Raw genomic sequence first — 12,107 nt, forward strand, 5'->3', positions numbered from 1 at the left:
AGTGCGGATGACCGCGCGGCAGTCGTTCCATTCAGTGGCGAGGAGCGCCGGAGCCGCGCCCGCGAAGGCGTGTTCCATTCGTCGGGACATCGCTTTGAGAACACTTCGAACTCGGTAAGAGTCGGCTCTGCCACCGGGCCGTAACGTGACAGCGTGGTCGATGAGGATCTCGCCCCGCGGGAGCATTCTCGACCGACGTCGCGCTCCGGCCATCGAATGTCACGTCAGACCTTTTGCACAGAGACGTGCGCAAACAGAGGAGAGTCCAATGAGCACAGCCCGCTCGACGCGCCGCGGCCGGTATGCCGCGGCGGTGCTCGCAGCAACCGCGCTCGTCGTCACCGGCTGCGCCGGCGGCGGCACCCCCGAAGGCGAGAGCACCGAGGAGGCGTCGACAAATGAGCCCGTCACGCTCAGCGTCGCCACGAGCCAGAACGAGGAGACGCCGAACTACTACTGCGGAGTCGAACTGCTGAAGGATCGGCTCGAGGCCGCCGACATCGGCTTCACGGTCGAGCTCTTCCCCGCAAGCCAGCTCGGCCCCGACGCCGACCGGTTCCCCCTGGTGCAGGCCGGCGACATCGACATCGACCTGCAGGGCGCGTCGGCGCTGAGCGCCACGTTCGAGCCCATCGGCGTCGTCGACGCGGCCTACGCGTTCGACGACGTGGACCACGCGTTCAACTGGATCGACGAAGGGTCGGAGGATCTCTTCACCGCGTTCCACGAGGGCACGGGCGTGAACATCGTCGACGGGTGGTTCTTCGGAAACCGCACGTTCACGACGAAGGACATCGAGGTCACGAGCCCGGACGACCTCGCCGGTGTGCCGATCCGCTTCCCGAACTCACCGCAGTTCCTCGCGAACGCCGCTGCGCTGGGGGTCACGAACCCCGTCTCCGTCGCCGTCGAAGAGGTGTACTCGGCGCTTCAGCAGGGCATCGCCGTCGGCCAGGAGAACCCGATCGTGGCCACCCACTCGTCCAGCTACGACGAGGTGCTCAACACCGCTGTCCTCAACAACCACAACGTCGGCATCCACTGGATCCTCGTCAGCGACAAGACGTACGAGAAGATGAGCGACGAGCAGGCCGCCCTGCTCGAGGAGACGATCCACGAGATCCGGCCCGAGAACCGCGACTGCGTCGAAGAGGCGACCGAGGAGATCCTCGACGAGTACCGCGCCAACGACGCGTTCACGGTGATCGAGACCGACGACATCGACATGGATGCCTTCATCAGCCAGGCGGAGGCGTACTTCGAGGACCACTACACGGGCGAGAACCTCGCCGCTTACCAGGCGATCCGCGAGATGGCCGGCTGAGCTCAGCTGCGAGAAGACGGAGTGGGTGCGCTCGCGCACCCACCCCGTCCGCGTCTATGGCGTCTCGCGATCGGCTGCCAAGCGGTGGCCGAGCGCCAGTGCGGCTGCGCGCACGGCGGGCGCGGCTCGCTCCGGAGCGAAAGAGCCCGCTGCCCCCGAGACCGAGATCGCCGCGACGGGGGCGCCGCCATGGCCGAGGACCGGACTCGCGACGCAGACCCGCCCGATCGCGGACTCCTCGCGCTCGATCGCCGATCCGACCCGCCGGATGTCGGCCAGCTCGCGCTGCAGCGCGACCGCATCGACGATGGTGTGCGCCGTGCGGGCCTCGAGTGGACCGCAGAGGACCCGGTCGACGACGTCTCGCGCCGAGAACGCCAGAAGTGCCTTGCCGACCGCGGTCGCAGGTGCAGGAAGACGTCCGCCCATCCGCGCCGACTGCCGGAAGCCGGGGTCACCTCTCACTATTGCGACGAAGATGACGTCGGCGTCCTCGAGCACTGCGAGGTGAACGGTCTGGCGGGTCACGTCGCGCAGCTCCGTCATGACGGGCAGGGCGCTCTGGCGGAGCCTGCGGGGCCGCTCCACCGTCTGCCCGAGCTCGAAGAGGCGCACTCCGAGGTAGAGCTTGTCACCGTCTCGGTCGAGAAGTCGCTGGGCGACGAGATCCGCAGCGATCCTCGAGACGGTCGACTTCGGAAGGTTCGCGCGTCGGGCGAGCTCCGAGACGCCGAGCCCGTCGTCCTGCTCGCCGAATGCGTCGAACACGGCGGTCACCCGGTCGAGCACGCTGACCGACTCGGTCCAACTCGCGGTGCGCATGCGTCACGCAGCCACGAGGCGGCGGCTGACAGTGTTGCCCGCCGCGCGCACGAGGGGCGCGACGCGCTCGGCGTCCATGGCCCCCGCGGGGCCCGCGATCGAGATCGCGCCGAGCACCTTCCGGTCGATGGACAGCAGAGGACTCGCCACAGCGAGGATGCCGGGGTACGACACTTCCTCATCGATCGCGACCACCGACTCGCGCACATGCGCGAGCTCGTCGCGGAAGTGGTGAGCCGCCTCATCGACCAGCGGCGCGCTCACGCGGTCGAGCACGCTGGGGTCGGCGCAGAAGGCCAGATAGGCCTTGCCGCTCGCCGTCGTGAGCGCCGGCGACCGCATGCCCGCGCGGGTCGGGAGCATGGGCAGCCGACCGGCGACGGCGGCGATGGACACCATGTCGGTGCCCTGCTGCACCCACAATCCCACCCGCTCCCCTGTGGCATCGCACAGGTTGCGGATCACGGGCGCGGCGGCAGACAGCAGCCGGCGGGGCACACTCGCCCGCGCGCCCAGCTCGAACAGGCGAAGGCCCAGTCGGACCCCGTCGTCCGTGCGCTCGAGGTAGCGCTGCCCGCTCAGCTCGGCGACGAGGCGCGACACGGTGGACTTCGGCATGTCGGTGGTCGCCGCGAGTTCGGTGATCGAGACCGGGGCTTCCGATTCCTTCACGGCATCGAGGATCGCAATGATGCGATCGAGCACCGAAACCGGCGGACGGGACTCCGTGTTCCATTCGGCGAGACTCATGATCGAGCATCCTCTCCCAACGGGTTGAATCGTCATCGATCCTCCGTGGAATCGAACGTACTAGTTAGTACATAGATCTGCAATGCTGTTCCAGAGCCACGCGGGCGCCAGCGCCGGTGCACCGCAGAAGGGTGCCATGCGCACATCGATCGCGACCGTCTGCCTGAGCGGCACGCTTGATCAGAAGCTCGTCGCCGCACACGAGGCGGGATTCGACGGCGTCGAGATCTTCGAGCCCGACCTCGTGTCGTCCCCGCTCGCACCCGAAGCGATCCGCGCCCGCGCCGACGAACTGGGACTGTCGCTCGACCTGTACCAGCCGTTCCGGGACTTCGAGGGCGTCGGGCCCGAAGTGCTCGACATGAACCTTCGTCGGGCAGAAGCGAAATTCTCCCTCATGAACCGCCTGGGGATCGAGACGATGCTCCTGTGCAGCAATGTCGCGACGGCGCGCAGCGGCGACGAGCAGCTCGCGGCGTCGCAGCTGCGTCTGCTCGGCGACCTGTCCGATCGCTTCGGGGTGCGCATCGCCTACGAGGCGCTCGCGTGGGGCCGCTTCGTCGACGGCTATGAGACGGCGGCCCGCATCGTGCGCATCGCCGACCACCCACGGATCGGGCTGTGCCTCGACAGCTTCCACATCCTGTCGAAGGGTCACAGCCCGGAGGCGATCGAGACGATCCCCGCGGACAGGATCTTCTTCGTGCAGATGGCCGACGCCCCGCTGCTGAACCTCGACGTGCTCTCGTGGAGCCGTCATCATCGCCTCTTCCCCGGCGAGGGCGGGTTCGACCTCGGCACTTTCATGGCCCACCTCGTGCGCACGGGGTACGACGGGCCGGTCTCACTCGAGATCTTCAACGACACATTCCGTCAAACGGACCCGCGCCCGACGGCTGTCGACGCGCGTCGGTCGCTGCGGTGGCTCGAGCACGTGACGGCTGAGGCGCTGGGCGCGTCCGCCGGCGGACGCGCGGCGCGCATGTCCGCTTCTGCGCTCCCCACCGCCGAGGCGGTATCCGACATCAACTACGTCGAGCTGCGCACGACCGAGCTCGCCGACCTGCGGACTCTCCTCGGCCAACTGGGCTTCCGCTCGCACGGACCGCACAGGAGCAAGGCGGTCGAGCTCTGGTCGCAGGGCGATGTCCGGTTCGTGCTCGGCGAGCCCGACACCGAGCACCGGCAGCCCACGGTCGCGGGGATCGGGCTGTCGGTCGATGATCCCGTCACGGCGCTGCGTCGCGCGACGGCACTCTTCGCCCCCGAGGTGCCTCGACCGCAGGACGCCGCGGACGAGCCCCTCGTCGGCGTCCGCGCTCCGGACGGATCCGAGGTGTTCTTCGGCGCCGAGCGGGGAGCGGTCCCCCGTTGGGTGAGCGAATTCGGCGTCCCCGAGGGCCACGACCCCGTCCTCATCGACCGCGTCGACCACGTCAACCTCGCACAGCCATGGCAGCACTTCGACGCGGCCGTCCTCTTCTTCCGCTCCGTCCTCGACCTTCACTCCGAGCCTTCGATCGAGGTCGCGGCTCCGGTGGGACTCGTGCGGAGTCTTGTCCTCCGCGACACGGACGGGATCGTCAGGATCGCGCTGAACCTCGTGCCGTCTGGTTCGAGCGAGACCGGCGCGATCCTGCCGCAGCACGTCGCGTTCGCGTCATCCGATGTGCTCGCACTCGCGCGATCAGCCCGCGAACGCGGCTTCGCGCCGCTGGCGATCCCGGCGAACTACTACGACGACCTCGCCGCGCGCTTTCCGCTCGACGCTCCGCTGCTCGACGAGATCCGAGAGCTCAACGTCATGTACGACCGCGACGAGTCCGGGGAGTTCCTGCACTTCTACACACCGCCGGTCGGAACCGTCTTCCTCGAGGTCGTCGAGCGCCGGAACGGCTACTCGGGGTACGGCGCTCTGAACGCCCCCGTCCGGCTCGCTGCCCAGTATCAGCATCTGCGCCCTGCGGACCAGGGAGTCCCCGCGTGACCCGGCACGTCGATCGTCCGGCCTTCCTGGTCGGACTCATCGGCGAGGGGATCACGGCGTCTCTGACCCCGCCGATGCACGAGGCCGAGGCGCGCGAGCTTGGTCTCGACTACGAGTACCGCATCCTCGACCTGATCGAGCTCGGCCGACCAGCCGGCCACGTCGGCGCGATCATCGACGAAGCCCGCAAGACGGGCTTCGCAGCCCTGAACATCACCCATCCGTGCAAGCAGCTGGTGGTCGACCTCGTCGACGATCTCGACCCGGATGCCGCACGCCTCGGAGCCGTCAACCTCGTGGTCTTCGAGGACGACCGCCTCGTCGGCTACAACACCGATTGGATGGGATTCCGCGACGGACTCCTCACCGGGCTGCCCGGGGCGTCATTCGAACACGTCGTGCAGATCGGCTGCGGCGGGGCCGGCGCCGCGACCGCGTATGCGCTGCTCACGCACGGCACGCAGCGGCTCGACCTGTCGGACTCCGATGCGGCGCGCGCCGAGGACCTCGCCGAGCGCATGCGCACTCTGTTCCCGACGCAGACCATCGGGACTCTCGGACCCGAAGGACTCGCCGCGACCATCCCGCGTGCGGACGGCGTCGTGCACGCGACACCACTGGGGATGCTCCACCACCCCGGGATGGCTTTCGACCCCGTCCTCCTCGCCGATGGATCCTGGGTGTCGGACGTCGTCTACCGGCCTCTGGAGACGGAACTGCTCCGTCGGGCCGCGCAAGCGGGTCACGCCGTCCTGGATGGCGGCCGGATGGCCGTCGGCCAGGCATGCGCTAGTCTCCGCATCATCACAGGCATGACGCCCGACGGCGAGCGGATGCAGCGCCACTTCCGTGCACTCATCGCCGCAGAGGAGCCCGTTGACGGTGGAAGGAGCTCGCCATGAGCGGTCGACTGACCGATGCACACGACGGCCAGATGACCGAGCGGGCGGCACGGACGCACGACGAGATCCTCAAGGTCGCGATCGACGAGTTCGCCGCGAACGGCTACACGGGCGCAAGAGTCGATGAGATCGCCGCGCGCACACGCACGACCAAGCGGATGATCTACTACTACTTCGGCTCGAAGCAGGGCCTCTACCTCGCCGTCCTCGAACTGGCCTACGCTCAGATCCGTCGCGTCGAGCGCGGCGTCGACGTGGACGAACTCTCGCCCGACGAGGCACTCCGCAAGATCGCCGAAGCGACGTACGACCACCACACGACGCACCAGGCGTTCATCCAGCTCGTGAGCATCGAGAACATCCATCGCGCCGAGCATCTGCGCCAGTCGCAGACGATCCTCAACGAGAACGTCACGGCGATCACGCTCCTCGAGCAGGTCATCGCGCGCGGCGTGAACGGCGGCATCTTCCGGGACGACATCGACGCCATCGACGTCCACATGATGATCAGCGCCTACGCATGCTTCCACGTCGCGAACCGGCACACCTTCGCGGCGATCTTCGACCGCGACATGCTCGAGCCGACTCTGCAGGACAGGCATCGCCGTCTCATCGGAGACATGATCGTCGCGACGATGACGGTTCGCGGTATCGACGCGCGCTGACGTGCCTCGCACGCGCCGACGGGCTGCGTGTGATGTCCCGGTCCGCCGTCAGAGACGCCGCGCGACTGCGAGGGCCGCTGCGCGCACCTCGGGTGCCAGGCGATCGACGTCGAACCCGGCCGCGCACCCGGAGACCGAGACGGCGCCGACGACTCTCCCGGCGGCCGCGAAGATGGGACTCGCGACGCACGACACCCCGGTGAAAAGCTCCTGCGTCGCCACGGCCGGCTTACCCGCTCGGATGCCGGCCAGCTGACGCGCCAGCCGTTCGAGATCCGTCATCGTCTCAGGCGTCCACGACTCGAGGCCGTCGGCCGCGAGCGCGTCGAGGTCGCTGTCGAGCGTGTGAGCCAGCGCGGCCTTGCCGAGCGCCGTGGCGTGCAGCGGAAGGCGCCCACCCGTCCGGACCACCAACGGCGACTCCGGCCGCCCGCGCATTGCGGCGATGCAGACCATCTCGTCGCCATCGCGGATCGCGAGGTGCACGCTTTCGTGAGTCCGAGCCCGGAGGCTGGTCAGCACCGGCAGCGCGGCGTGCCTCAGCTCACGGGGCTCCTGCGCGAGCTGGCCCATCTCGAAGAGGCGAAGGCCCAGCTGGAAGCGCCTGCCCTCTCGCTCGAGATATCGCTGGCGCACCAGGGTCGACACGAGACGCGAGACGGTGGACTTCGGCAGTCCGGCCCGCGCCGCGAGCTCCGAGATTCCGAGCCCCCTGTCGTCGTCGCCGAAGGCCTCCAGGATCAGCGTCATCCTGTCGAGGACGCCGAGCGCGTCATCCGTTCCGGTCTCGACCATCGATCACGCGACCTGCAGAGCGAGTCGATTCGTCATGGTTAGCGCCGCATGGCGCACGAGTGGCGCCATTCGATAGGGGTCCATATCCGATGCCGGGCCGGCAACCGAGATGGCCGCGATGGGCAGGCGTTCGGGAGACAGGATGGGACTCGCGACCCCGACCACCCCCGGGAAGGTCGCGCAGTGGTCGACCGCGATCGCGTCGCTGCGAACGCTAGCCAGTTCGCGCTCGAACCTGTGCCGCGCAGCAGGGTCAAGCCGCTTCATGACCGGGTCGAGCACCGTCTCGTCGCTTGTGAACGCCAGGACGGCCTTTCCGAGGGCCGTGGTCACCGAGGGAACCCGCACCCCCGCACGTGAGGGAACGGGCCGCAGGCGCCCGCGTACGGAGATGACCGACAGCATCTCGCCCCCTTCCTGCACTGCGACGTTGAGATGCTCGCCCGTGGCGTTGAACAGCTCTGCGAGAACGGGAAGCGCGGCAGCGGTCAGACGCCGAGGAGTCGTCGCCCGTGCCCCCAGCTCGAACAGCCGCAGACCGATCGTGACGCCCCCCTCGGCACGGGTCAGGTAGCGCTGTCGGACCAGGTCGCCCACCAGCCGGGAGACGCTCGATTTGGGGATGCCTGTGGCCAGGCTGAGCTGGGTGATGGTGGCCGAGCCGTGCGACTCGCGCACGGTCTCCAGGATGGCGAGGATCCTGTCGAGCACGGATACCGGCTCGTCTCTGAGAGCGGATCGCATACTGGCAGTATCCGGTGGGCACAGCGGGGCGGCAAGGAAGTTCGCCCCCGATACGGCAAGGGTTCCAGTGAGTGGAACGAGGGCATCCGCCAGGCTGCGTCATGTCGCGGAAAGGGCCCGAACTCGCCGGCTCGGCGTGCTCGGGCCCTTCCCTTTCGGGTTGGTTAGGCGGGCGATCAGACCGTGCAGAACGGCTTGATGCCCATTGCGCTCTCGATGCCCTCCATGACGTGCTGCTTGAAGAACGCGTCACCGTCGCCGGGAAGCGTGCCCAGCCATGCGGCGTTGTCGTGACCGAGCGTCGTCAGCCACGACCGCCCACCGTCGTAGTACTGGCACCAGCTGACCGGGTGCGATTCGCCGTGTCCCGCCGGGGTGGCCTCGCTCGTCGCCTTGTCGACCTCGAGCAGCACGTTGACGAAGCTCGGGTACGGGATGAGGTTGTACCACTCGTCCTTGAAGGGCCACGTCGCCGGCATGCCGGCGGTCGAGACGTCGCGGTCGTTGATCGTCTCCACCGTGCCGTCACGGTTCGGGCCGTGATTGTAGAAGTTCGCGCCACCCAGAAGACCCTCGTAGTAGGTCCAGCTGTACTCGGCACCGAAGGCGTTGTGGATGCCGACGAAGCCGCCGCCGCCGCGGATGTACTGCATGAGAGCGGTCTGTGCGGTGTCGTCGAGGGTGTCGCGGTTGGAACTGAGGAAGATGACGGCCTGGTAGTTGTTGAGCCGGAACTGTGCGAGGTCCTCGGTGTAGTCGGCCTGGATGCCCCGCTCGGCCGCCCACTGGATGAGGGTCGACTGCGCGACGTTGTTCGCGTTGAGCGGCGGGTTGAGGCCCGGAGCCAGGGCGCTGCCCAGGTGCGCGTGACGCGGACCAGCGGTGCGGCTCCAGATGAGGATTCGCTTGGCCTCCCCCTCCTTCCATCCGTTGCCCCACTCGTGATAGCACGACGTGTCGGTCCCGCGGCACACGCCGTAGTCCTTGATCTCGTCGAGATAGATCTGGCTCGCGGTGGCCGGCTGACCGCCGAGGCCGTTCCCGTTGGGGTTCGCCTTCTCGGTGCTGAGCGCAGCTCCACCGATCACCATGCCGGCGCCCAGGGCCGCTGCCGCGACGAGAGTGACTCCGGACCGTATGAGCGATTTCATGTGATCTCCTTTGATCGTTCGTGCAGGTCCCGCGGCTTCGCGAGGCGAATGGCCCGGGGCTTGTGCGAATCTAGGCGTCACAGAAAGCGCGCGGCAAAGCTCGTTCCACCCAGTAAGCAGAGGAGCGGAGTGAGAGGCATCGGGGATCCTCCGACCGCAAGCCAGGAGGGCCCGCGATCATCGCGGGCCCTCCAGCTCTTTAGCACCTATTCAAACTCGGCGACGACGGCGATGCGGGCGTCGTTCTGCTCCTTCGCGTTGGCCATGTCGACCTCGAGCACCTGCTCGTAGCCGAGGCCGTTCGCCTTCTCCTGCATCTCGGCGAGGAGCGCCTCGAACTGGGCGTCATTCTCGGCGAAGACGAGCTGCCACGAGTACTGGACGATGATCTCCTTGACCTGGCTGCGCAGGGTCTCGATCTGCGAGTCGTCCGACGGAGCGACGTACCCGGCACCCGCACCGACGAGAAGCTGGTCGTTGGTCTTGAGGTAGTCCATCGTGCTCGTCGCGCCTCCCATCTTGGCCGACCAGTCGTCCATCACGGGGTTCTCGATGAGGTTCTGGTACGACGGCCAGAACTTGTAGCTGTACGGGAACCCGGTCTGAGTGTCGACGTCGGCGGGCAGCACGGTCGTCGTATTGAGCGCGGACGAGCCTGCGACGTACTTTCCGCCGCCCCACTCGGCCGGAACGTCGGCGTCACCCTCGAGGAAGACCTGCTGGCCGATCTCGGTGAGCGCGGGCTGCCCGTCGGCGCCGATCTCCCAGGTGAGTCCTTCGGGACCGGTGGCACCCGAGGTCTGGTTGGCCCCGCTGTACGCGCCCTCGGGCGAGTAGAGCCAGTCGATGAAGGCCGCGACTCGCTCGGGGTCTTCCGCCTTCGATCCGATCGACCACGTCTGGGTCGCACCGTAGGCTTCGGCGCCGTAGGAGAAGATCTGTTGGTCTTCGAGCGGCGCCATCATGAAGCCCTTGCCTGCCGCGATGTTGGCCTCGGTGTTGTAGGCGGCCTGTCCGAGCCAGGGCCACCAGGAGAAGAGCACCTGTCCGTTCTGGAACTTCGAGTAGAGGGTGTCGTAGTTCTGGGTCGTCGAGTCGGGGTCGATCAGGCCGAGCTGGTTGGCCTCGTAGTAGAAGCGCAGGCTGCGCACGTAGTGCGAGTCCGAGTCGATGATGCTCTCGTACTCCGATCCGTCGGCCTTGGCGAGCACGAATCCGAGCTCGTCGAACCCGTAGAAGCAGGCGAACTGCTTCGCCATGACCATCATGTTGCCGTCCCAGTCCTTGAACAGCGACAGCGCATACACGGGCTCGCCGTTGTCGGCGGTGGGCTGTGCGGCCTGCATGTCGGCGAGGACGGGGATCAGGTCTTCGAGGGTGCCGACTTCGGGGTATCCGAGCTGCTTGTAGAGGTCCCAGCGAAGGAACGGCCCGAAGGTCGGGTCGAGCCCCTCGGACGGCTCGGACGGGAGGATCGACGAGACCTGCGTGGGCAGCCCGTACATGCCGTCCTTCTCTTCAGAGACGTGCTGCACGGCGAGGTCGAACTTGTTGAGGTTCTCCATCGCCGGATAGAAAGGCGCGACGTCCTGGACGAGGCCCCCATCGATGAGCTCGGTGAGCTTCTCGCCCTTGTCGGTGAGGATCAGATCGCCCAGGTCGCCGGCGGCCACCCGGGTGTTGTAGAGGGTGTCGCCGCCGCCCGCGACGTTCGGAGCGATGATGTTCAACTTCATGTTGAACTTGTCCTTCACGAGCTTCGCAAACCACCCCTCCTGCATTCCCATGTAGTTGGCGAGGCTGGCGAACACGTCGACGGTGATCTCTTCGTCCCAGCTCTCGGGGAACTCGGAGATGGTCTCCTGCTCGGTGCTGCCGCCGGGCGTGCACGCGGTGAGCGAGCCGACGGCCAGGACGCCTGCAACGGCCAGGGCTGTGAGCGATTTGAGCTTCATTGCTTTCCTTTCTTGGTGGTGGGGGTTGGTTCAGCCCTTGACGGCGCCGAGCATGATGCCCTTGACGAAGAAGCGCTGGAACAGGGGGTAGACGAAGATGATGGGCAGCACGACCAGGACGGACACGGTCATGCGTATGGATGTGGGGGTCTGTTCGGTCGCGAGGCCCGCGATCTGCCCGACGTTTCCGCCGGCGTTCTGGGCGGCTTGGGCGAGGCTGGATGCCTGGTTGATGAACATGTAGAGCAGGTACTGCAGCGTGTACAGCGACTGGTCGGTGATGTAGATCAGGGTGTCCTGGAAGCTGTTCCACTGCGTCACGGCGCTGAAGATCGCGATGGTCGCGAGGATCGGGGTCATGTTCGGCAGGTAGACGCGGAAGAAGATCTGGAAGATGTTCGCGCCGTCCATCTCGGCGGCTTCCTGCAGTTCGCGGGGCATGGACTCGACGTAGGTCTTGGCGAGGATGACGTTGAACGGCTGGACCACGAAGGGGAGCACGTAGACCCAGAAGTTGTTGGTCAGGCCGAGGGTCTTCATGATGATGAAGATCGGGATCAGGCCGGCCGAGAAGTACATCGTGATGATCAGGAACCGGTACCAGAACTTGCGTCCCCACATGCGGGTCTGGGTGAACATGAACCCGAGGAACGCCGAGGCGACGACCGTGAGCACGGTGCCGATGATGGTGCGGCCCAGGCTCACCACGGTCGCCATCGGCAGGCCGGGCAGCTGGAACACCTGGGCGTAGTTGGACAGGTGGAACCCGGTCGGGAACAGCCTGACGTCGCCGAGCGCGGAGACGTCGTTCGCGCTGACGGAGTTGATGATCAGGTAGTAGAACGGGTACGCGCAGATCAGGGCGAACAGCAGGAACAGCACGTAGTTCGCGCCCCGGAACAGGACGTCGGCGATCGAGAACCCGTGCCGCGGGGCGGCGGGCTGCGAGCCCGGGGCGGTGAGGGTGCGGGTGGCGGTGTCGGCCTGGGTCGTGGTCATCTCTTCGGCCCCT

Annotated in this window: 11 protein-coding genes; 4 read left to right on the top strand and 7 right to left on the bottom strand. The window is 67.2% G+C overall.

The window, feature by feature from the left end; all coding sequences use genetic code 11:
- Positions 1-268 precede the first annotated feature (268 nt).
- The gene (gene dctP, locus ABZ477_RS04220; RefSeq protein WP_360128352.1) at positions 269-1,324 is read left to right on the top strand and encodes a TRAP transporter substrate-binding protein DctP; all 1,056 of its coding nucleotides are present in this window, start codon (positions 269-271) and stop codon (positions 1,322-1,324) included.
- Between the two features lie 54 nt (positions 1,325-1,378).
- Here the strand turns inward: dctP and ABZ477_RS04225 are convergent, their stop codons facing one another.
- On the bottom strand, positions 1,379-2,146 hold the full coding sequence (locus tag ABZ477_RS04225) for an IclR family transcriptional regulator (protein ID WP_360128356.1): 768 nt from the start codon (positions 2,144-2,146) through the stop codon (positions 1,379-1,381).
- A 3-nt stretch (positions 2,147-2,149) separates the two neighbouring features.
- Positions 2,150-2,896 (bottom strand): IclR family transcriptional regulator, encoded by a 747-nt coding sequence (locus tag ABZ477_RS04230; RefSeq protein ID WP_360128359.1) that lies wholly within the window; start codon positions 2,894-2,896, stop codon positions 2,150-2,152.
- 136 nt (positions 2,897-3,032) lie between these two features.
- On the opposite strand from ABZ477_RS04230, the gene ABZ477_RS04235 reads away from it, so the two are divergent.
- Genes ABZ477_RS04235 through ABZ477_RS04245 form a run of 3 tightly spaced genes read left to right on the top strand, consistent with a single transcriptional unit; the run spans position 3,033 to position 6,450 of the window.
- The gene (locus ABZ477_RS04235) at positions 3,033-4,883 is read left to right on the top strand and encodes a TIM barrel protein (RefSeq protein ID WP_360128362.1); all 1,851 of its coding nucleotides are present in this window, start codon (positions 3,033-3,035) and stop codon (positions 4,881-4,883) included.
- Positions 4,880-5,785, top strand: a complete 906-nt coding sequence (locus ABZ477_RS04240) for a shikimate dehydrogenase (protein ID WP_360128365.1) — start codon at positions 4,880-4,882, stop codon at positions 5,783-5,785. Before ABZ477_RS04235 ends, ABZ477_RS04240 begins: the two co-directional genes overlap by 4 nt.
- Positions 5,782-6,450: a TetR/AcrR family transcriptional regulator gene (locus ABZ477_RS04245; RefSeq protein WP_360128368.1), complete on the top strand. Its 669-nt coding sequence runs from the start codon at positions 5,782-5,784 to the stop codon at positions 6,448-6,450. The genes ABZ477_RS04240 and ABZ477_RS04245 overlap by 4 nt, the downstream gene beginning before the upstream one ends.
- A gap of 48 nt (positions 6,451-6,498) precedes the next feature.
- Here the strand turns inward: ABZ477_RS04245 and ABZ477_RS04250 are convergent, their stop codons facing one another.
- The 5 genes from ABZ477_RS04250 to ABZ477_RS04270 all read right to left on the bottom strand — a co-directional run bounded on the left by ABZ477_RS04250 (position 6,499) and on the right by ABZ477_RS04270 (position 12,094).
- Positions 6,499-7,245 carry an IclR family transcriptional regulator gene (locus tag ABZ477_RS04250; protein WP_360128371.1) on the bottom strand — a complete coding sequence of 249 codons (747 nt, stop codon included), beginning with the start codon at positions 7,243-7,245 and terminating at the stop codon, positions 6,499-6,501.
- Between the two features lie 3 nt (positions 7,246-7,248).
- Complete coding sequence (locus ABZ477_RS04255; protein WP_360128374.1) at positions 7,249-7,956, bottom strand: IclR family transcriptional regulator; 708 nt, start codon at positions 7,954-7,956, stop codon at positions 7,249-7,251.
- A 209-nt stretch (positions 7,957-8,165) separates the two neighbouring features.
- Entirely contained in the window at positions 8,166-9,140 is a 975-nt protein-coding gene (locus ABZ477_RS04260; RefSeq protein ID WP_360128377.1) for a ThuA domain-containing protein, read from the bottom strand.
- A 206-nt stretch (positions 9,141-9,346) separates the two neighbouring features.
- The gene (locus ABZ477_RS04265) at positions 9,347-11,095 is read right to left on the bottom strand and encodes an extracellular solute-binding protein (RefSeq protein WP_360128380.1); all 1,749 of its coding nucleotides are present in this window, start codon (positions 11,093-11,095) and stop codon (positions 9,347-9,349) included.
- A gap of 30 nt (positions 11,096-11,125) precedes the next feature.
- A complete protein-coding gene (locus ABZ477_RS04270; RefSeq protein ID WP_360128383.1) occupies positions 11,126-12,094 on the bottom strand; it encodes a carbohydrate ABC transporter permease in 969 nt (322 codons plus the stop codon).
- Positions 12,095-12,107: the final 13 nt, after the last annotated feature.

The sequence above is a fragment of the Microbacterium sp. NPDC019599 genome (genome assembly GCF_040632175.1).
In the GTDB taxonomy this organism is placed as follows: Bacteria; Actinomycetota; Actinomycetes; order Actinomycetales; family Microbacteriaceae; genus Microbacterium.